The 21,813-nt window shown below is 47.8% G+C and carries 19 protein-coding genes; 11 read left to right on the top strand and 8 right to left on the bottom strand.

All coding sequences use genetic code 11. The annotated features are described in order from the left end of the window. Positions 1-225: 225 nt before the first annotated feature. The 3 genes from F5971_RS18665 to ssb form a co-directional block, all read right to left on the bottom strand. Positions 226-918 (bottom strand): methyl-accepting chemotaxis protein, encoded by a 693-nt coding sequence (locus tag F5971_RS18665; RefSeq protein WP_193494706.1) that lies wholly within the window; start codon positions 916-918, stop codon positions 226-228. A gap of 153 nt (positions 919-1,071) precedes the next feature. Then, positions 1,072-1,383, bottom strand: coding sequence for a YqfO family protein (locus F5971_RS08350; protein WP_036511093.1), 312 nt, complete (start codon positions 1,381-1,383; stop codon positions 1,072-1,074). Positions 1,384-1,508: 125 nt separating this feature from the next. Next, on the bottom strand, positions 1,509-2,054 hold the full coding sequence (gene ssb, locus F5971_RS08345) for a single-stranded DNA-binding protein (RefSeq protein ID WP_193494705.1): 546 nt from the start codon (positions 2,052-2,054) through the stop codon (positions 1,509-1,511). A gap of 150 nt (positions 2,055-2,204) precedes the next feature. Between ssb and uvrA the strand changes: the two genes are divergently transcribed. Then, entirely contained in the window at positions 2,205-5,030 is a 2,826-nt protein-coding gene (uvrA, locus tag F5971_RS08340) for an excinuclease ABC subunit UvrA (RefSeq protein WP_193494704.1), read from the top strand. Between the two features lie 155 nt (positions 5,031-5,185). Here uvrA and F5971_RS08335 read toward each other — a convergent pair whose 3' ends face one another. Beyond that, the gene (locus F5971_RS08335; protein ID WP_036511084.1) at positions 5,186-6,454 is read right to left on the bottom strand and encodes a malic enzyme-like NAD(P)-binding protein; all 1,269 of its coding nucleotides are present in this window, start codon (positions 6,452-6,454) and stop codon (positions 5,186-5,188) included. Between the two features lie 252 nt (positions 6,455-6,706). Then, positions 6,707-6,925, bottom strand: coding sequence for a 50S ribosomal protein L31 (rpmE, locus tag F5971_RS08330; RefSeq protein ID WP_081763824.1), 219 nt, complete (start codon positions 6,923-6,925; stop codon positions 6,707-6,709). Positions 6,926-7,164: 239 nt separating this feature from the next. Between rpmE and F5971_RS08325 the strand changes: the two genes are divergently transcribed. The 8 genes from F5971_RS08325 to F5971_RS08290 all read left to right on the top strand — a co-directional run bounded on the left by F5971_RS08325 (position 7,165) and on the right by F5971_RS08290 (position 15,853). Further along, positions 7,165-9,369 carry a primosomal protein N' gene (locus tag F5971_RS08325; protein WP_223116293.1) on the top strand — a complete coding sequence of 735 codons (2,205 nt, stop codon included), beginning with the start codon at positions 7,165-7,167 and terminating at the stop codon, positions 9,367-9,369. Positions 9,370-9,468: 99 nt separating this feature from the next. Then, a complete protein-coding gene (argS, locus tag F5971_RS08320; protein ID WP_193494703.1) occupies positions 9,469-11,229 on the top strand; it encodes an arginine--tRNA ligase in 1,761 nt (586 codons plus the stop codon). A gap of 3 nt (positions 11,230-11,232) precedes the next feature. Beyond that, on the top strand, positions 11,233-11,949 hold the full coding sequence (locus tag F5971_RS08315; protein WP_051514410.1) for an SPOR domain-containing protein: 717 nt from the start codon (positions 11,233-11,235) through the stop codon (positions 11,947-11,949). Between the two features lie 105 nt (positions 11,950-12,054). Then, positions 12,055-12,597 (top strand): ATP-dependent protease subunit HslV, encoded by a 543-nt coding sequence (hslV, locus tag F5971_RS08310; protein WP_036511078.1) that lies wholly within the window; start codon positions 12,055-12,057, stop codon positions 12,595-12,597. Continuing rightward, positions 12,597-13,928: an ATP-dependent protease ATPase subunit HslU gene (gene hslU / locus F5971_RS08305; RefSeq protein WP_036511075.1), complete on the top strand. Its 1,332-nt coding sequence runs from the start codon at positions 12,597-12,599 to the stop codon at positions 13,926-13,928. Before hslV ends, hslU begins: the two co-directional genes overlap by 1 nt. 62 nt (positions 13,929-13,990) lie before the next feature. After that, the gene (locus tag F5971_RS08300) at positions 13,991-14,374 is read left to right on the top strand and encodes a gamma-butyrobetaine hydroxylase family protein (protein WP_193494702.1); all 384 of its coding nucleotides are present in this window, start codon (positions 13,991-13,993) and stop codon (positions 14,372-14,374) included. A gap of 76 nt (positions 14,375-14,450) precedes the next feature. Further along, complete coding sequence (gene ubiE, locus F5971_RS08295) at positions 14,451-15,209, top strand: bifunctional demethylmenaquinone methyltransferase/2-methoxy-6-polyprenyl-1,4-benzoquinol methylase UbiE (protein WP_036511069.1); 759 nt, start codon at positions 14,451-14,453, stop codon at positions 15,207-15,209. Between the two features lie 26 nt (positions 15,210-15,235). Further along, on the top strand, positions 15,236-15,853 hold the full coding sequence (locus F5971_RS08290) for a ubiquinone biosynthesis accessory factor UbiJ (RefSeq protein ID WP_193494701.1): 618 nt from the start codon (positions 15,236-15,238) through the stop codon (positions 15,851-15,853). A 65-nt stretch (positions 15,854-15,918) separates the two neighbouring features. Here the strand turns inward: F5971_RS08290 and F5971_RS08285 are convergent, their stop codons facing one another. Then, positions 15,919-16,338 (bottom strand): CopD family protein, encoded by a 420-nt coding sequence (locus tag F5971_RS08285; protein WP_036511065.1) that lies wholly within the window; start codon positions 16,336-16,338, stop codon positions 15,919-15,921. Positions 16,339-16,567: 229 nt separating this feature from the next. On the opposite strand from F5971_RS08285, the gene F5971_RS08280 reads away from it, so the two are divergent. Together F5971_RS08280 and F5971_RS08275 are read left to right on the top strand one after the other, a co-directional pair. Then, the gene (locus F5971_RS08280) at positions 16,568-17,119 is read left to right on the top strand and encodes a rhodanese-like domain-containing protein (protein ID WP_051514409.1); all 552 of its coding nucleotides are present in this window, start codon (positions 16,568-16,570) and stop codon (positions 17,117-17,119) included. A gap of 59 nt (positions 17,120-17,178) precedes the next feature. Further along, complete coding sequence (locus F5971_RS08275; RefSeq protein ID WP_036511062.1) at positions 17,179-17,853, top strand: response regulator; 675 nt, start codon at positions 17,179-17,181, stop codon at positions 17,851-17,853. A gap of 16 nt (positions 17,854-17,869) precedes the next feature. Here the strand turns inward: F5971_RS08275 and F5971_RS08270 are convergent, their stop codons facing one another. Together F5971_RS08270 and nosP are read right to left on the bottom strand one after the other, a co-directional pair. Further along, on the bottom strand, positions 17,870-20,476 hold the full coding sequence (locus F5971_RS08270) for a hybrid sensor histidine kinase/response regulator (RefSeq protein WP_036511059.1): 2,607 nt from the start codon (positions 20,474-20,476) through the stop codon (positions 17,870-17,872). Further along, on the bottom strand, positions 20,476-21,627 hold the full coding sequence (nosP, locus tag F5971_RS08265; protein ID WP_036511056.1) for a nitric oxide-sensing protein NosP: 1,152 nt from the start codon (positions 21,625-21,627) through the stop codon (positions 20,476-20,478). Before nosP ends, F5971_RS08270 begins: the two co-directional genes overlap by 1 nt. Positions 21,628-21,813: the final 186 nt, after the last annotated feature.

The raw sequence follows: 21,813 nt of genomic DNA, 5'->3' as shown, positions 1-21,813 counted from the left end.
AGATAAAGATACACTAACTAAAAGGTGCTGTTGTTGGACAGCCGTCTCGGCTTAAAGCACCTATAATTTGAAGGGAAATGATACATTTGAACAAAAAACGAAACACTTCTTTGGAAAGGTATACAGATCTTGTATTTCAATAATATATATTTAACATTACGAATATTCGATATATAATGAAAAAATTTAACATTTATTATTTATAGAACGTAAACGCTCAAGTGTTTACTCTAACTGAGATTCAAGTTCCTTTATCAGTTTATTAATGCTTTCAGCAGACTTACCTGTATTTTCAGCCAATTCTTTTACATGCTCCGCAACCACTGCAAAGCCCCTTCCGGCCTCACCAGCACGTGCTGCCTCGATGCTGGCATTTAAACTCAACAAACGCAGTGACTTTAACATTTGCAGAATTTTTTGAGTTTCCGTAATAATCTCTCCACTGACCGACTCGACTCTGGACATACGCTCTAAGCGCGATGATTCAGATTGCATCCGATGAGAAATATCGACAACAACCCCCTCTAAAAATGCCAACTCACCTTGCTCATCAAAAACACCACCACCATGCTCGTTAACCCACTGTATACTTTTATCCGGGCGGACCAAACGGTAATCGACATCCCAGTTTTGATGAGCCTCTAGTGCCTTACCAACCGCATGATCAACTTTTTCAACGTCATCTTGATAAATTAAGGAAATATATGAAGCTCGTCGATTTTGAATAAGATCCCGCGCATCATACCCTGTGAGTTTTTTCACTTGACCCGACATTAATTCCATCGTGTAGTTGGGGTCATTTATGCAACGGTACAAGAAACCATTCATCCGTCCAGTGATACTATCATAGACATTGATGAGTTCGTTGACCGAAGGACTTACGTCTAGATTCTTTTGCAACTGAAGCGACTGTGACATCTTGACGGCCCTGCGTTAATGAAACAGAGTATTTGGGATTGCTTATATTAAGTCAGCTCACCTTTTTAGAGTCAAGTACGAGACTCAGGTTATGCATATATTTTTTACCCGTACGATTAAAAGATTACTTTTAATTAAAAGCATCTCATTTCGTTATAGATCCGCCAGTCGCCACACTTCATAAGCAACCTCTTCATAAGGATGAGCAAGCTTTAAAGCGGAGATCGCACGATGAATATGCGCATCATCACATACCATTTCCACTTTAAACTCTTCAACTTGCTCCAACTCACCGACTGAACCGATGTGAGGTCGAGCGCCGTCTAGAGGACGAAACTGGCCGACACCACGAGTTTGAAAACACACATGCTCATAGGCTCCAACACACCCCGCACCTGCCTCAAACACAGCTCGTTTAACGCTCTCAGCATCCGCTACCGGAACATAAAAGGCCAGCTTATACATAGTAGATCTCCAATCAATTGTTTCATAATGCATTATGACTGTGCATTTTATTGATGGACAAGCACCATCATAACCTTCATATAAAAAAAGCGACCCACGGCCGCTTTTTTTAATTCAGTCTTAAACTAGAACGGAATGTCATCATCAAAATCATCAAACCCAGCTGGAGGTGCGGGCGGAGGTGATTGTTGAGGCTGCTGACGTGGCGCTTGTTGTGGACGCCCTTGCTGAGGAGCGGCTTGCTGATGAGGCTGACCATAGCCCATTGGATCAGGCTGCTGTGAATATCCACCTGCATTTGCACCCATGCCACCGCCCATGCCACTATCGCTACCACGGCCATCCAACATTTGCATTTCGCTCGCGACGATTTCTGTTGTATAACGATCCTGGCCTGCTTGATCTTGCCATTTACGCGTTCTCAACGCACCCTCTACGTAAACTTTAGAGCCTTTACGCAGATATTCACCCGCAATTTCCGCTAAACGGTTAAAAAATACGACACGGTGCCATTCGGTACGCTCTTGCGCCTGCCCTGTTTGCTTATCTTTCCATGTGTCGCTGGTTGCCAGGGTTACATTCGTGACTGCATTGCCTGACGGCATGTACTTAACCTCAGGATCTTGTCCTAGGTTGCCAACCAGGATGACTTTGTTGATACCGCGTGCCATTGTTCTCTCCAAATCAAATAATTTGCTACCGATCAGTGCTCCCTGCACCCAACCTTGCGTAGAAACATGAGAATAACACAAGCTTAGGTTTAGGCTGAACAAGTTAAGGCTTATAATATGTCTTTTTTACATCACCCACACGGAGCGGTAATGGATAAAATACTGGTCAGAGGCGCGCGCACGCACAACCTGAAGAATATCGACCTAGACATTCCGCGTGACAAGCTCATCGTCATCACAGGATTGTCAGGTTCTGGAAAGTCCTCGTTAGCCTTCGACACCCTGTATGCCGAAGGTCAGAGGCGTTATGTCGAATCATTATCAACCTACGCCCGCCAATTCCTATCCATGATGGAAAAACCGGATGTGGATCATATCGAAGGACTGTCACCCGCCATTTCGATTGAGCAAAAATCCACGTCTCATAACCCACGTTCAACCGTCGGCACCATCACGGAAATTTACGATTACTTACGCCTACTCTTTGCCCGTGCGGGTGAGCCTCGCTGCCCTGACCATGATCTACCACTGGCCGCACAAACCATTTCACAAATGGTGGATCAAGTATTAGCCCTTCCTGAAGGCAGCAAATTAATGTTACTGGCACCAGTGGTTCAAGGCCGCAAAGGTGAACACCTCCATACGCTCAGTGAGCTCAAAGCTCAAGGGTTTGTCAGGGCGCGCATTAACGGCATCGTCGTTGATTTAGACACAGCACCCGATTTAGAAAAAAATAAAAAACATACCATTGAAGTGGTCATTGACCGCTTCAAAGTTCGTGCAGATCTGCAAACCCGTCTTGCCGAGTCTTTTGAAACAGCCATTCAACTCACGGACGGCATTGCCCGTATTGCCTGGATGGATGAAGAAGGTAAAGAGGAGTTGATTTTTTCGGCTCGTTTTGCCTGCCCAGAATGCGGCTACAGCATTCAAGAGCTTGAACCGCGCATGTTCTCCTTCAACAACCCTCATGGCGCTTGCCCAAGCTGCGATGGCTTAGGGGTTAAACAGTTTTTCGACCCTGCAAAAGTGGTTCAGGATGCCACACTCACCTTATCTCAGGGCGCGATCCGTGGCTGGGATCGGCGTAGCTTGTATTACTTTCAACAACTGCAGGCCGTTGCACAGCACTATGGATTCGATATGGACACGCCTTTTGAGGCATTATCGACACCGCATCAACAGGTGATTTTGCATGGCAGTGGCCAAGAAAATATCGAGTTCCGCTATACCAATGATCGCGGTACGGTCGTTAGCAAGCAGCATCCCTTCGAAGGCGTCTTAAACAACCTTGAGCGTCGATACAAAGAAACTGAATCAGACGTTGTGCGCGAAGATTTAGCACGCTATTTAAACATGCAGCCCTGTCCGAGTTGCCAGGGAACACGTTTACGAAAAGAAGCACGCCACGTCTACATTGATGAGCGCACGCTACCGGATATTGTTAAGCTTGCCATTGGCGACAGCAAAGCCTATTTTGATCAACTGACCCTTTCTGGCAAGCAAGGCGAAATCGCGGATAAAATCTTAAAAGAAATCCGCTTGCGTCTGGCGTTTTTGGTGAACGTCGGTTTGGATTATCTTTCACTTGATCGCAGTGCCGAAACCCTATCGGGTGGTGAAGCACAACGGATTCGTTTGGCCAGCCAAATCGGGGCTGGGCTTGTCGGTGTGATGTATATTCTGGACGAACCCTCAATCGGCTTGCATCAACGTGACAATGACCGTCTTTTAGATACGCTGCGTCATTTACGTGATTTAGGCAACACGGTGATTGTCGTCGAGCATGATGAAGATGCCATCCGCTTGGCCGATCATGTCATCGACATTGGCCCCGGGGCAGGCGTTCATGGCGGCCAAGTCATTGCATCTGGAACACCTGCCGATGTGATGCAGTGTGCAGAGTCCATGACGGGACAATACCTTTCAGGCACTCGCAAAATTGAGGTTCCTGCCGAAAGGGGCATGTTCAATCCTGACAAGGTGCTTAGACTATCGGGCGCACGTGGTAATAACCTCAAAAACGTCACCCTGGAAATTCCTGTCGGATTGATGACCTGCGTTACAGGCGTATCGGGTTCTGGAAAATCAACGCTGATTAACAGCACGCTTTACCCAATCACAGCGACTGAATTAAACCATGCCACTACATTGGAGGCATCGGAATACGACGCTATTGAGGGCCTTTCACACTTTGATAAAGTCATTGATATTGACCAAAGCCCGATAGGCCGTACTCCCCGTTCAAACCCTGCAACCTATACGGGGATTTTCACCACTATTCGCGACCTGTTTGCAGGCACTCAAGAAGCGCGATCACGTGGTTATAAACCCGGACGCTTTAGTTTTAACGTCAAAGGCGGACGTTGCGAAGCCTGCCAAGGCGATGGGGTGATTAAGGTGGAAATGCATTTCTTACCCGATATTTTCGTGCCCTGCGATGTCTGTCATGGAAAACGCTACAACCGCGAAACACTTGAGGTTCGGTATAAAGGTAAAACCATTGATGAAGTGCTGAACATGACGGTCGAAGATGCCCGTGAGTTCTTTGATGCGATTCCAGCGCTGGCACGCAAATTACAAACGCTCATGGATGTGGGGTTGAGCTATATCCGACTAGGGCAAAGTGCAACAACCTTATCTGGTGGTGAGGCTCAGCGTGTAAAGCTTGCCAAAGAGCTCTCAAAGCGCGATACCGGCAATACTCTATATATCCTTGATGAACCGACAACTGGCCTGCACTTTTACGATATTCAACAGCTGTTAAATGTTTTATATCGACTGCGCGACCATGGCAACACCATCGTAGTGATTGAGCACAATCTTGATGTGATTAAAACGGCGGATTGGATTGTTGATTTAGGACCAGAAGGCGGTACAGGTGGAGGGCAAATCATTGCCACTGGAACACCCGAAGAGGTCGCTAAGGTTGAGCTATCTCACACAGGACGTTTTCTGAAGCCTTTACTTGGATAAACACTGTTCGGGCTCACGCCCGAATAGGGTACAGACAATAAAAAAACCGCTGTAACACACATAAAAGCTCAATACTTTATGGGTGTTACAGCGGCTTCAGCTGTTCCTAGCGATACTAATCAACGCTAGGAACGTCTAGCTAGATACTCAATACATTAGTTCGCCAGTTCAGCGCTACTACGAATCGGGTAATGCTCTGGCATAGGTAAACGTGCCACACCACTGTCAATCGCCGCTTGAGCAACCGCATACGAGATACGGCCTAACAAACGTGAATCAGTTGCTTTAGGCAGGATATACTCACGACCGAATTCCAATGATTCTAAACCATACGCAATTAAAACCTCTTGCGTCACTGGCTCACGCGCCAATTCCGCTAGCGCTTTTACTGCAGCTGCTTTCATCTCTTCATTAATCGCAGACGCACGAACATCGAGTGCACCACGGAAAATGAATGGGAAGCCCAACACGTTATTTACTTGGTTCGGGAAGTCAGAGCGACCTGTGGCCATAATCACATCATTACGGACTGCATTCGCAACTTCCGGTCTGATTTCAGGATCTGGGTTCGCACAGGCGAAGACAACGGGGTTAGCCGCCATTTTCTTAAGCTGTTCAGGTGACAGCAGGTCTGGACCAGACAGACCTAGGAAAACATCAGCGCCATCAATGGCATCATCAAGGGTACGCTTATCCGTTTCAGTTGCGAATGCCGCTTTTTCGGCAGTCAGGTCATCACGACCGGAGTGGATCACACCCTTACGATCGATCATGTAAATATTCTCGACTCTCGCGCCCATGTTGATGAGCAACTTCATACATGCACTTGCTGCTGCACCTGCACCTAGACACACAATTGAAGCTTCTTCAAGCTTCTTGCCTGCCAGTTCAAGCGCATTAATCATGCCTGCTGCCGTTACAATCGCTGTGCCATGCTGATCATCGTGGAAAACAGGAATATTGCAACGCTCAATCAAAGTACGTTCAATTTCAAAGCACTCAGGCGCTTTGATATCTTCCAAGTTAATTCCGCCGAAGGTTTCAGCAATACGCGCAACTGTATCAATAAAGGCTTGTGGGCTTTCAGCGTCAACTTCAATATCGATTGAATCAATATTGGCGAAACGCTTAAACAGCAATGCTTTGCCTTCCATGACAGGTTTAGATGCTAAAGGACCTAAATCACCTAGGCCCAAAATAGCAGTACCATTGGAAATGACGGCAACCAGGTTACCCTTTGCTGTGTAACGATACGCGGCTTCAGGATCGGCTGCGATCGCACGTACAGGCTCTGCCACACCCGGAGAGTATGCCAGTGCAAGATCTTTAGCGGTCTCAGCCGAAGTTGAGAGTTCAATACTGATCTTACCTGGACGAGGAAACTCGTGGTAATCAAGAGCAGCTTGTTTAAAATCTTGAGACATGGTTGCTTTTCCAACTAAAGGTTGAAGTTATACGGTCATGCATCATAACCAAAACACCTGTATGCGACAACCGCTCATTTAAGAAGAGATTAAGAGAAAATACGCCTTTAGGCTAATATGCCTAACGAAACGCTAGATTTTGCGATCAAACACGAAAGGCTTGCTTTAAAAACCACCAAAACTTAGAAAAAAATTCCATAAAAAAAGCACTCCGTAGAGTGCTTTTTTTGCAAATCAAGCCTAAAACTGAGCTTATTTGCTGATAGTACGGCCACCGAAACGCTTGTTAAAGCGATCCACACGACCACCGCTGGTCGCTTCTTTTTGCTTACCAGTGTAGAAGGGGTGGCACTGGCTGCATACGTCGACAAGCATAGTGCTCTGGCCTAACGTAGATTTGGTCTGCATTACGTTACCGCAAGAACAGGTGATGGTTACATCGACATAATTTGGGTGGATACCAGCTTTCATTTCAAAAAACCTCAATAGAGTTATGGGTGTGCCGCCACCTGATCATGATCGTTTGTTGTCAGGCACCGCACTAACGGGGTCGGATAGCATAGAGTTTTGACTTTTGCTAACCACATATTCAGCAAGGCCGCAAATTATACGGACTCCCTTATTTAGTCGCAAGCAAAAATTGAGGTTTATCCCGTTTTCAAAAGCCACTAGACTGTACTCTCATTATCGTTCCACAGGGCGTTTTTTCCGTGATTCTACGAGTGGCTATTCCATCCCCCCTTCACACGCTTTTTGATTACCTGTGTCCTGTAGAATTTGAAGGACGTGTAAAGCCTGGGATGCGCATCAAAGTTCCGTTTGGTTCGAGAGAAATGATTGGCATTGTGATTGATACAGACGTGCAATCACAATACTCAACCAAACAACTCAAAACCGCCTTGATGCTATTAGATGAGCACCCTGTCTTAGATGCCACCCAATTCTGGCTAGCACGCTGGGCAGCACATTACTACTTTTACCCCGAGGGCGAAGCCCTACAGCAAGCGCTTCCGGTTTTATTACGAAAAGGACACGAGCCGACCTTTGCCCATGCAACACTTTGGCGCGCAACCGCTCACGCCACACTCAATGTGCTGGCCAATGGGGCTAAACGTCAGCGAGAGCTATTAGAACTTCTACTAAGAAATCCAGATGGCGTGAGTAGCGAAGCCATCAAAATTGAAGGCTTTTCGACGCCCTTACTTAAAGCCTTAGCCGATAAACACTTGGCGGAATCCTTTGCCAGCCACCCAAGACCCTATCAGGTTGCAACTGACTCAGAAACGATACTGAAAGAAGCGCCCTTAACGCTTAATGAAGAACAAGCTTTAGCACTCTACAGCCTTCTAAACCCTTCACAATTTCACACGCTGTTATTAGAGGGAGTCACAGGATCGGGAAAAACAGAAGTCTATTTACAAGCAATAGAGGCCATTTTAAAAGAAGGAAAGCAGGCCCTTATTTTGGTGCCCGAGATCGGGTTAACGCCTCAAACTCTGAGTCGTTTTAAAGCACGCTTCCAAGTGCCGGTCATGGCACTTCACTCAGGGCTTACGGATCGGCAACGACTGGATGCTTGGCTAATGGCTCGAGATGGCAGCGCTCGTATTTTAATCGGGACTCGGTCTGCGATTTTTACACCGATGAAGAACCCCGGCATCATCATCGTCGATGAAGAGCATGACCCCTCTTTTAAGCAGCAAGAAGGGTTTCGTTATCATGCCCGAGATCTAGCGGTATTAAGGGCGAAGAAAGAAGACATTCCACTGCTGCTCACAACAGCGACACCTTCTCTTGAAAGCCTGCACAATGCTCTTGATGGTCGCTACCAGCATTTACATCTTCGCCAACGTGCGGGCAATGCCAGTACCCCTAAGTTCAAATTTTTAGATATTCGCGGTGAGGCATTGCAGGCCGGAATGGCGCCTGAGTTAATCCATCACATACGCCAGCATTTATCAGCTCAGACACAAGTTCTCATTTTCCTTAACCGCCGTGGTTTTTCGCCGTCTTTAATTTGCCATGATTGTGGTGCGGTGAATGAGTGCACCCGCTGCGATGCACGCATGACGTTACACCGCTCGCCTGCTCATATGCATTGCCATCATTGTGATCGGCAAACACCGATTCCGAAGCGCTGCCATCACTGCCACAGTGAGGATTTAAGGCCATCAGGTGCCGGAACAGAACGCACGGAAGAGCAGCTCAAATCCCTTTTCCCGACCATACCCGTGCTGCGAATTGACCGCGACAGCACCTCACGCAAACACGCCTTAGAAAACATGATGAAGCAAATTCACACAGGTGAACCCTGCATCATGATTGGGACACAGATGTTAGCCAAAGGACATCATTTCCCTAAGGTCACGTTAGTGGCCGTACTCGATGCTGATGCTGGACTTTTCAGCGCAGATTTTCGTGGCATGGAGAAAACGGCTCAGTTAATTTTGCAGGTCGCTGGACGGGCGGGACGGGCCGAACTCTCTGGCGAGGTTCTACTGCAAACCCACCATCCTGACCATCCGATGCTGGCCGCACTGGTCACTCAGGGTTACGAAGCCTTCGCGAAAAGCGAACTCGTTTTACGCCAAGGGGCAGGACTTCCACCTTTCCACCACCATGCACTGATTCGTGCAGAAGCCAGTCGTCAGGGTTGGGCTGAAGCCTTTCTACGTTCGATTCGTGACGCCATCGAAACGCATTTATCACTTCCTCAGGGTAACCATTGGTCAGGCCCTTTTCCCTCACCGATGGAAAAACGGGCGGGACTTTTTCGCTCACAAATGCTGATTCAGGGCCGAGAGCGCCGACATTTGCATGCCCTCCTCCGCATGATTATGCATGAAGTTGAACATAACCCCATGAAAAATAAAGTCAGATGGTCAATTGATGTTGATCCTATCGATAGTTACTGATGGGGTTGGCATTCTAGGGCCTAGACGAATTATAATAACGGGTTAGTACGTATTCCGGTCGCGCCGGCAAGCGCATCTTTTTCACCCAACGGTAATCTAATGAAAGAGCATATAGCAGATCTTATTCAATCAGCGTTGACAAACCTGATCTCAGAGGGAACCTTACCCGCCGACACCAGCGCCAGTATTCACATTGAAAATACACGCGACAAAGCCCATGGCGATCTCGCCAGCAATGTTGCATTAACTCTGGCAAAAGCGGCGCGATGCAACCCTCGACAACTGGCTGAAAAAATCTGCGCCGCGCTTCCTCAATCAGATCAGGTCGTCCGAACAGAGATCGCAGGCCCTGGTTTTATTAACTTTTTCATCAACCAGTCCTCTATTTATTCGGTCGTTGAAAAAATCCTCACCGAAGGCTCTGAATTCGGGCGTGCACCTGCCAACTCAGGTCCTCGCGTACAAGTCGAGTTTGTGTCAGCAAACCCAACAGGGCCTTTGCACGTCGGCCATGGTCGTGGGGCTGCGTATGGAGCCAGCGTTGCTGACCTGCTTGAAGCCGCGGGCCTTGAGGTTGAGCGTGAATATTACGTCAACGATGCAGGCCGCCAGATGAATATCTTAGCGGCCAGCGTATGGTTACGCTATTTAGAAGATCTGGACATGGATCTGGTCTTCCCAACGAATGCGTATCAAGGCCACTACATTCGTGATATCGCACATGCATTGCAGCAAGAGCATGGCAATCGCTTTTTACGCACCCACGCTCAAGTGTTTGATAACCTCCCTGCCGATGAGCCCGATGGGGGCGATAAGGACGTCTACATTGATGCCCTGATTGAGCGCGCGAAGGAACTGCTGGGCGAAGAAGGCTACGAAATCGTGTTTCGTGCTGGCTTAGAGTCGATCCTAGGTGATATCCGTGAAGACCTGAGCGAGTTTGGCATTAATTACCAAGTCTGGTTCTCAGAGCGCTCATTAACCCACAGCGGCGATGTCGACGTTGCGTTGAACATTCTTCAAGAAAAAGGCCACCTCTATGAGGCCGAAGGCAACACTTGGTTTAGATCTACCGCCTTTGGTGACGATAAAGACCGCGTTGTAAAACGCGCCAACGGTCAAACCACCTATTTCGCGTCTGATATTGCCTACCACATGAATAAATTTGATCGTGGCTTCGATCAAGTCGTCAACATTTGGGGTGCCGACCACCACGGTTACATCACACGTGTGAAAGCAGCCATTCAAGCGCTTGGCTACAACCCAGACAATTTAGTGGTTCGCCTTGTTCAGTTTGCCATTCTCTATCGGGGTGAAGAGCGTGTGCAAATGTCCACACGTTCAGGCTCATTTGTGACCTTACGCGAATTACGCGATGAAGTTGGCAGCGATGCCTGCCGCTTTTTCTATGTCACCCGCAAAGCCGAACAGCACATGGACTTTGATTTAGAGTTGGCAAAATCTGAATCAAAAGACAACCCTGTGTACTACATTCAATATGCCCACGCGCGTGTTTGCTCCGTCCTCAGAAAACTAGAAGACGCAAACATGAGCTGGGATCAGGCTCAAGGCGTGGCTGAGCTTAGCCGTCTTGATAGCGAAACAGAAAAAGACCTGATTACACAACTGACCAAGTATCCCGATGTGCTTCGCAATGCGGCCTTAAACTTTGAGCCTCATGTTCTCGCCAACTATTTGCGTGATTTAGCCAGCGATTACCATACTTGGTACAATGGTCACAAAATGATCATAGACGACGTTGCACTGAGAAATGCTCGCCTCACGTTAAGTGTCGCCGTTCGACAGGTATTGGCAAACGGTCTGAACTTATTGGGTGTTTCGGCTCCGGAGCAGATGTAAATTATGGCTAGGCAGGATTTTGCTCAAAAGCGTCGTAGTAACAGCTCAGCCAGTCGTGCACCCGCACGTCCAAAAAGCGCACCTCCACTGGTAGCAACGAAGCCGAGCAAAAAGAAACCGTCTGCGCCTGCCGCTAAGGGCTCGTATAAACGTCCCTTATTAACGCTGCTTGCGCTCGGTGGACTTGGCTCACTGTTGTACGTCTTGCTTCAAGCGGAACATCCTGACGCTAGAATTAAACAACCTGCGCCAAAACAGCCACCGGTGTCTGCACCTGCAGCCCCCACCCCGGTTGCACCGGCAACGACGGCTCCAGCCCCCGTTGCCGCTCCAGCACAACCTGCTGAGCCAGAAGCCGACCCCATTCCTGATGTCCGTGAAAGTCGATTTGATTTTTATGACATTCTGCCCAGAAGCGAAGTGCAAGCACCCCAGAACGTGTATCGATCTACCCCTCGAAACGCCAATGCGCCGGGTGCTATTCAAGAGCGTTTTTTATTGCAAGCTGGCTCTTTCCGTTCGGAAAGCGATGCTGAACGCATGCGCGCACAGCTATTGCTCTCGGGGCTACCGAATGTCCACACATCACGTGTTGATGGTGAGAATGGCATTTGGTATCGGGTACGCACAGGCCCATTCAATAATCGTTCAGAACTGAACAGTGCTCGTAACCAGTTAACAAGCCTTGGCATCACCCCAATGCCGATTCCACTCAATTAATCGAGCGTTTGAGCGTTTTTTCGTCACACTCAAACGTCTAACCCTTGAAAAATCCCATTGCGCATCCATATCATGATGAATTGAAGCGCAACGGGATTTTTTAATATGACAACAATCGTTTCGGTACGTCGTGGCAACCAAGTGGTGGTTGGGGGTGATGGTCAGGTTTCACTGGGCAACACCGTTATGAAAGGGACAGCGAAAAAAGTAAATGTCCTTGCTAAACATCAAGTCATCACTGGGTTTGCTGGCGGTACGGCCGACGCCATCACCCTTAGAGATTTATTCGAGCAACAGCTCGACAAACACCAAGGCAATATCGTCAATGCGGTCATCTACCTCGCGCGTGAATGGCGCAGCGATCGCGTTCTGAGACGACTCGAAGCCTTAATGCTTGTCGCAAACAAAGACCGAACCTTTTTAATTTCGGGTAATGGCGATGTCATTGATCCAGAAGACGGAGTGGTTGCCATTGGCTCAGGTGGAAACTATGCACTCGCTGCCGCGCGTGCTCTCGTTGACAACACTGAACTGAGTGCCAGAGAAATCGTCGAAAAAAGCTTGCACATTGCGGGTGATATTTGCGTATTCACAAACCACAACTTAACCATTGAGCAACTCGAATCTGTCACTCAAGGAGAAGCCTGATGTCCGAAATGACCCCAAGAGAAATTGTCCACGAACTCAACCGTCATATTGTCGGTCAAGATCAGGCTAAACGTTCCGTTGCAATTGCGCTTCGCAATCGCTGGCGTCGTATGCAACTGAGCGATGCATTGCGCCCAGAAGTCACCCCAAAAAACATTTTAATGATTGGCCCAACCGGTGTCGGCAAAACTGAAATTGCACGTCGCTTGGCTAAACTCGCCAATGCCCCCTTCATTAAAGTTGAAGCCACTAAGTTTACAGAAGTCGGCTATGTGGGCCGTGATGTCGAGACCATTATTCGTGACTTGGTCGAAATGTCCGTTAAGATGGTTCGTGAACAGGCCATGGTCAAAATGCGCACACGCGCGGAAGATGCCGCTGAAGAGCGCATTTTAGATGCGCTACTGCCCCCTGCACGCAGCACAGGCTACGACGAGCCCGCTAAAACAGACACGGCCACACGTCAAATCTTCCGTAAGAAACTCCGTGAAGGCCAACTCGACGATAAAGAAATTGAAATCGAAGTGGCACAGCCCAAAGTGGGCGTTGAAATTATGGCACCTCCAGGCATGGAGGAAATGACCAATCAGTTGCAGAGCATGTTCTCTAGCCTTGGCCAAGCGAAAAAACAATCTCGTCGTTTAAAAGTCAAAGATGCGTTAAAGCTTTTAATCGATGAAGAAGCCGCCAATCTTGTTAAAGAAGACGATATCAAACAGCAAGCGGTTGATCTGGTTGAACAAAACGGCATTGTTTTCTTAGACGAAATCGATAAGGTCTGCAAGCGCAGCGACAGCGGTAGTGGCGGTGATGTGTCTCGCGAAGGGGTACAGCGTGACTTGCTTCCGCTCATTGAAGGCTCAACCGTCACAACCAAGTACGGCATGGTCAAAACCGACCATATCTTATTTATTGCCTCAGGTGCGTTTCATTTAGCGAAGCCTTCTGACCTCATTCCTGAACTGCAAGGCCGTTTGCCGATTCGTGTTGAGTTACAAGCACTCACGCCCGATGACTTTAGACGTATTCTGACAGAGCCAACGGCATCGCTCACTGAACAGTACAAAGCCCTGCTGGCCACTGAAGGCTTACTCATTGAGTTTACCGATGATGGCATACGTCGCATTGCAGAGCTGGCCTTTCAGGTGAATGAAAAAACTGAAAACATCGGTGCGCGTCGTCTGCACACCATGATGGAGCGCTTGTTGGATGAACTGTCGTTCTCCGCATCAGATAAAAACGGCGAACGTATTACCATTGACGAAGCCTTTGTCAACGCTCAACTGGCTGAGCTCAGCGGCAATGAAGATTTAAGTCACTACATCCTCTAACAACCTGTATCTTAGGGCCTTTTTAAGGCCCTAAGCGTCCAACAAACGCAAGGGGTTTTGATATGCTTCAGATTCCATTACCAACCGATATACGTCTTCATTTGAAGTCCAGAACCCTCGAATTAATTTACCCAGATGGAAGCTTTGAGCTCACGGCTGAATTTTTGAGGGTACACTCCCCATCGGCTGAAGTGAGAGGCCACGGTATCGGTCAGGGCACGTTACAAACAGGTAAGAAATGGGTCGCGATCAACGAAATTATCCCTAGCGGAAATTACGCGTTGAAAATTGTGTTTGACGATGGTCATGACTCAGGACTGTACACTTGGGAATATCTGCATGATTTAACCCACAATGCAGAGAGCTACTGGACAGAGTACCTCGCCGCATTACAAGCCGCAGGTGCATCACGTGATGAAGGTTTGATTGTGAAGACATCACATTGACGCAGGACATTGTGCTTCACTGAGGTTACAATCTATCCTTCATCTTGAACCTTATCCGTCAGGCAGACCGAGTACTATGAGCGAATCCAATAAAGACAACACCACCCATTTCGGTTTTTCCGAAGTTCCCGTTGATGAAAAAGTCAAACGTGTTGCAGATGTCTTTCATTCAGTGGCGGGTAAATATGACCTGATGAACGACCTAATGTCGGGTGGGGTTCATCGTCTTTGGAAACGTATCACCATTGAGCGCAGCGGTGCACGCCCTGGCCATACGATTCTTGATATCGCAGGCGGCACTGGCGACCTCACTAAAAAGTTTTCTAGGATCGTGGGTCGCGACGGCAAAGTCATTTTGGCCGACATCAATGACTCGATGCTCAAAGTTGGGCGCGATAAACTCATTGACTCAGGCACAGCCGGAAATGTTGAGTACATTCAAGCCAATGCCGAGTGCCTCCCCTTCGCTGACAATACCTTTGACATTATCACCATCGCATTTGGCTTACGCAATGTCACCGATAAAGACGCAGCCCTCAAGTCAATGCACCGTGTGCTCAAACCGGGTGGCAAGCTGATGGTGTTAGAGTTTTCGAAAACCAACAACCCTGTTTTATCAAAACTCTATGACGTTTACTCCTTTAACATCTTACCGCAAATGGGCAAACTCATTGCCAATGATGCTGAAAGCTACCGCTATTTAGCGGAGTCGATTCGCATGCATCCGGATCAAGAGACGCTTAAAGACATGATGAAAACAGCGGGATTGGTCAACTGTCATTATGAAAACATGACTGGCGGCGTCGTCGCACTTCACACAGGCATCAAACCTTAAACGACTCTATGTAAGGAGTATTTTGCATGCAAGCCATGTTAGAGGCCGCACTACTGAGCAGTGCCGAAAGCAGTCTCAATCTATTGTTAAAGCATAATACTCCAGCCTTGGCTCAAGTGAAGTCACTAGCGGGCAAATCCATCCATATCACGCTAACGAGTCCTCCTTACGCATTTTTCGTCCTGATGCATGAGCAGGGCATCGATTTACTGCACCACAGCGAAACACCTCCTGATTTAACATTAACGGGCACAGCGGCCGACTTGTTCATCATGGCTCAATCTGAACAGTCACAAGGGAAACTCTTTGGTCAGGGTATTGAACTTGAAGGGGACCTTAATTTAGCGCAATCACTTAAAGCACTGTTAAGGGATTTCTCAATTGATTGGGAAGCCTGGTTGGCCGAATGGCTAGGCGACACCTTGGCTCACCCAGTCGCCGAGGCATTTACAGCACAGTCACGCTACCTTAAACACAGCGCAGCCAGTTTTGCGCTTAACACCAAAGAGTTTCTTCAAGAAGAGTCGCGAGTATTACCCCCTCCAGCAGAGGTCGAAGGCTTTACCTGTGAGGTTGAGGCATTACGAGACGATGTCGCTAGGCTTGAAGCACGCATCCAGCGTTTATTGGCGCGAACCACTTGAATCAGGCTCGAATCAGGCTCAGATGTTTGCAGGATCTGAGCCATGAGTAAAAGTGTGTTTCGTTTTTAAAACGGCTTAAATAACACAAAATACAAAATCGGGATAAAAATTAATAACGGCAGTTCGTTAAATAATCTGAAATAACGACCGCTTTGATTCAACTCCCCTCTTTGCAGCCTTTTCAAATAAGCAAAGCACCACCCGTGATATCCAATCAAAAATGCAACAAATAAAAGTTTCGCATGTATCCACCCCCCGCGAAAGCCAAAGCCCAGCCATAAAACCAGACCAAATATCAGTGTAAAAACCGCCATAATGCTCATAAACCCAAACAGTTTACGCGCCATGATGGCTAACCGTGAGACATCCTGCCCCTCCGCGCGTCCTTCGACATAATGAACATAAATACGAGGTAAGTAGAAAATGCCAGCCATCCAACTGGTCATTGCCACGATATGTAACAGCTTCACCCAAAGATACATCATACCCCTTCCACCCTTATTTCATTTACGAAGGCTCATTTTACCTTAAATTAAGCCAAAGACCGTTAAACTCTTATATAAACCCACAAAACAGTACTTAGGTCGTATTTTTTTTATTCGAACGTCTACTTATGCCATTTGCGCAACAGGAGTGTAATGGTTTATATGAACTATAAACCTTCAAGACGAGTACCGAGGTATGAGACGGCGCAGATCAATCGGTGCAATACTCATGCTATATAGCATTTCGGGGTTGGCAACAAACCTAGATACTCCTGCACACTTCTCACCAGAGGGTTATCGCATCAGTTACTATCGCAGTGCGACACCGCTTGAGGTTCAAGGCGGAATCACACTGACAACCGAAGAACTCCGTCACCAGTTACAAAAACACCCTGAAACACGGCTAATCGACGTCCAACCGGTCACCTGGCGCGATGGTATCTTTATTTACGATACACCAAGACAAACCCTCCCTAACAGCCTCTGGCTTCCAAACGTTGGCTGGGGAGAGTTAGAAAACCATTGGATCGAGTACTTTGCCAAGCATTTGTTCGAATTAAGCCAAGGCGATCGAAACCACCCCATCGCCCTTTTTTGCACGGCTGATTGCTGGATGTCATGGAATGCCGTGAAACGCGCACATTCTTGGGGGTATACACAACTATTGTGGTATGCCGAAGGCAGTGACGGATGGCTTGAGGCAGGGTATGCTTTAAAAGAGACTCATCCAGAACCCTTAGCAGTGGACGCACTTTTATACGCTACAGGCGAGGTTCCTTAAGATCGCTGAGTAGAGTTGACTGTAAATAACCCTGATAATAATCATAAACAGGTATAATTGTGTATAAAATATTAATAGCCGATGATCACCCATTGTTTCGAGATGCCATCTGTGGCGTGATTCAGTCTGCCTTTGAAGGTGCTGAAATCATCGAAACAGAGAATCTCGACAATGCCCTTGAAATCGCAACGCAAGACGATGAACTGGACTTAGTCCTGTTGGATCTGAATATGCCCGGCATGAATGGACTCAATGGCCTCATTTCAATTCGCAATGAAGCACCCACCATCCCCGTTGTGATCGTATCCGCGGAAGATGAAAAGCAAGTGGTCTTACAAGCCATTACCTGTGGTGCCGTCGGTTTCATTTCAAAATCATCACCGCGAGCGCAAATGACCGAAGCCTTGCAGCAGATTCTGAATGGCAATGTTTACCTCCCCCCCGATATCATTCGACAAAGCAGCGAACAGGACAGTCGTCGCAACCGCCGTCAACTCATGCAAAAGGACGTTCCGACTGAGTTATTGCAGTCGCTGACACGACGTCAACTCTTGGTTCTTGAGCGAATGGTGAAAGGCGAATCCAACAAGCAGATTGCGTACAATCTGAATATTGCAGAAACAACGGTGAAAGCCCATGTCTCCGCTATTTTATCCAAGCTTGGCGTCCACAACCGCGTGCAAGCCATCCTCGCGGCGAGCGATATTGACTTTTCCAACTACCTTCGTCGTTAACACGCACGAGATCTTCCTACTGGGAAGATCTCGTTCTGAGCAAGTGAGTGAGCGTCGCCTTCAACTTCATGGGTTTGACGGGTTTATTCATCAACAAGTACCCAGATTCACGAATTTGCTGTTTCAATTCGTTGGTGTAGTTAGCGGTGATCATTAACACCGGTGGCAGCTCCCGACGACGTCCAAGGATTTCAGCGACAACATCGGTGCCAACAACACCATTGTCCAGATGATAATCGGCGATGAGGAGATCCACTGGATCACTGCCGACACTGACTTTTTCATTCAGCTCATCCAAGCTTTGCGCCGTTAATAACTCACACCCCCACCCCTCTAGCAAGACACTCATTGCATTGCAAATGGCCGCATCGTTGTCGATCATCCAAATCTGGGCACCCAATAAATGCTGATCATAGCCTTCCCGTTCACACACCGGAATCAAGCTGTGCGGCACCAGTTCGCCCAAGGGTAACTGAACACTAAAGATAGAACCGACCCCTTCGTGAGAAATAACAGACACGGGATGAGCAAGCATGCGCGATATTTTATCGACAATTGCTAAACCAAGACCTAAGCCCTTGTCCTGTCGATTTTTGTTTGCATCGACACGTTTGAACTCTTCGAAAATTTCAAGGAGCTTATCTGAAGGAATCCCTCTCCCCGTGTCATGCACCTGCAAAAGCACATGATTGCCAATACGACGACACCCTAGCAAAACTCGCCCACCGGGCTCCGTATAGCGCATAGCATTGGTAAGTAAGTTTCTTAGAATGCGTGCCAGCAATGTCGCATCGGACGCCACCACCGACTGACTACCCACATACCTGAATTCAATGCCCTCAGCCGCCGCAACATGACGATATTCAGACGCTAAATTGTCCAACAAATCACTCAAGCGAAAGGACGACACATCGGGTTTAATCACCCCAGCATCCAGTTTTGAAATGTCGACAAGCGTTCCCAATAGGCTTTCAACATCTTCTAATGAATGGCTCACAGAATTAATCAATGAAAAAATTCGCTCCGGCACCTTTTGATCGAGCAGTGCTCCAGTAAACAAGCGTGCCGCATTCAAAGGTTGCAACAAATCATGACTAACCGCCGCCAAGAATTTGGTTTTAGACAGGTTCGCCTGTTCCGCTTCTTGCTTGGCTTCTCGTAAACGGGCTTCGATGGTTTTGCGTTCGTTAATTTCTAAACGCAATTGCTGATTCAATTCCGTTAACTCTGACGTACGCTCTCTAACCCGCAGTTCAAGGTTTTGATACGCCTGCTTAAGTGCTTCAGAGGTGCGCTTTCTGTCGGTAATATCACGAATCAATACGAAGAAACCAACCGCTGTCCCCGTTGAGTCAAGATTAGGGACGTAAGACTTGAGCATATGACGGTCTTCACCAGCGGCATTTTGCTCCTCTATTTCGAACGTCACACTTTCGCCAGCTAAGGCACGTTCAACATAGGGTAAGAGTTTCGTGAAGGAGGCATCTCCATGTGCCCGACCAATGCTTTCACCCAGTAATGAGCCACGTGGCCAACCATAAAAATCATCGTAGACCTGATTCGTAAAGCGATAGCACATATCGCTGCCAAGGTAGGCAATCAAGGCGGGCACATGGTCCGTGATTAAACGTATCCAACGCTCGCTTTCGCGAAGATTTTCAGCGTATCGGTAATGCTCGGTAATGTCCGTATAGGTGTTTACAAAACCACCGGATGGCATAGGATGCGTTTTGATTTCCAATACACGCCCATCTTTTAAACGTTGTTCAAGCTCTAACAGCGGTTCAGCATTGTCCTGCTCAGATTGGGGGGTTAACAACACCACTTCAGAGAGCTGCATAAGGTCGGAGAATTGCGAAGAACTGGTTAAATCTAAAGGCGATAAAGACGTGAGTTCTAAAAAGCGCTGATTCCACACTTCTAAGCGCCCTTCATGGTTAACCAAAGCCACACCTTGAGACAGGTTATCAACGGTGCGTTGCAGAAGCTTAGACTTCTGCTCAAGGGCTTTTTCACGCCTCACCGCTTCACTGGCTTTAAGTTCAGTAATGTCGGTGTACAAAATGACTAAACCACCGTCGCCCGTCAGTCGCTCAGAGACCTGCACCCAGCGCCCATTGGATAACCGAAAAATCGTGGCGACACTGCCTTCGTCACAGTACTCTTCAAGAATCAGCCCTTTTTCTCGGGTCAGTCGTCTTAAATCACTGATGGAGGTGCCTCGCCCAACTTGAACACCCGTCTGCTGCCAATAGTCACTAAAACGACTGTTAAAAAGCAGAATACGTCTATCTTGATCAAACAAGACGAAGGCATCTGAAATGCTTTCAATGGCGTCGATCAAACGCTGATGCGCCGTTGCCGCTTCTTGATTCGCTTGTTTTAGCGCCTGATTGCTGCGCTTTAACTCAGATAAGGCAATCGACAGCGCCTCTGTCCGATCTCGGACTTGTTCCGCTAAGGCCGCCGAATGCTCAAACGCGGCATAGGGCGCAGCACTCATGGAACTGCCCGCTTCAACACGCTCGATTAACGCTTGATTGATCCGTTTGAGCTTTTGATTTTCCTGCTCTAGCTGCGCTATCCGTCTAGTGGCTGCCGACGCATCCGTTAAGTTGTTCATTAACGCGCTCCACCGATCACAACACCTGTAAATGTTTGGTTGATATGCACTCCGTCAAAGTGCTCACCATAGGTATTAAAGCCGACAACCTTGTGTTTCACCAGAAAGGCTGACGCTTCGTCCAAGGCTCCCAAATGCTCAGTTTCCAGACGCCTTAAAAAACAATCACAGCCAATGGTGATAAGTGGCGCACCTATGCGTTGCTCTATATCGCGAAAGCGCCGCTCTAAATCCGGCAAAATAGGCTGAGGCTCCATGGAGGTTAACACGATGCCTTTACCCACTGCGCAATAAAAGGTCAGACTCATATCAGGATTCACACGTTGAATCGACCGAACATAGTACTCACTGCCAATCCGAACCGCCAAAGGGTTCAGTGCAAACACATCGGGATTTAGCTCCGCGGGTGTTAAACCCACCATTTCCGCATATTCAATGGCTGCAGGACTTGCATTGAGCTCCAACACCGTACGTGTTCCTGGGTCGGCTTCGGTTACGATCAATTTCTGACCACGACTGCGCATGTGGTGTGTGGTAAACACCTCAAAATCCAATGGCGTATTAATTAAGATCACAACCGCTGCTTCCGTTCTAAAGCGTCCGTTAACATATATATGCGTATTGGCTAACTGAATATCATCCCCAGCCGAGCCACCAAAATGAGGGATACTGCCCAAGGCTGAATCCAGGGCAACCAGCACCATTTCCTCTTGACTCGATAACCCATCCAGTAGGGTCAGGCTGAAGGTATGGCCTTTTGTTGGCGCGATATGCTGACGACGTCCACGCAGAATCAGGTCGTCTACCAAATGCTGAGCTTTTTGCAAACCAAAACTTTGCAAGTCCTCAATTAAGGCGGTTTCAATGGAGAAATAGTGTCGATCAAAGCCGATGGCAGTTACGGTTCCTCTTGCATACCCAAAAGGCGTGATTTCACCCGCTGTCGTACATCCGGCCACCTGAACGCCTTGAAACACCTGATCTAAAGCATCGCCCAAATGTGTGAGATCGTACTCAGCGGAACAAAAAAACAGCACAAACCCCAAGTCAGGATGACGCAATTGAGTCGCCAAGTCCTGTGCCGCCACCTGAGCGTTGGATGAATCGGACATAGCCGTTTGAATGGGTTGTAACCTAAAGGGCGCATTCATGTATACAGCTCCCTAGCTGACTCTGACGGTTTTACCTCTAAGATACACGTAAATGTCTGAGCCGTCATAATTCAACAGATATATTAGTAGATACTGTAATTATATTCGGGGGGTATATGAATGGTAATTCTACTTGTGAATCAAAAATCAGTACTTTAGTCCTAAAATGATAAAGGCCGGATGCCG

Source organism: Nitrincola alkalisediminis, from assembly GCF_009821115.1.
In the GTDB taxonomy this organism is placed as follows: domain Bacteria; phylum Pseudomonadota; class Gammaproteobacteria; order Pseudomonadales; family Balneatricaceae; genus Nitrincola; species Nitrincola alkalisediminis.
The sequence above is the reverse complement of the archived record's forward strand: the minus strand, read 5'-3'. Positions and strand labels throughout refer to the sequence as shown.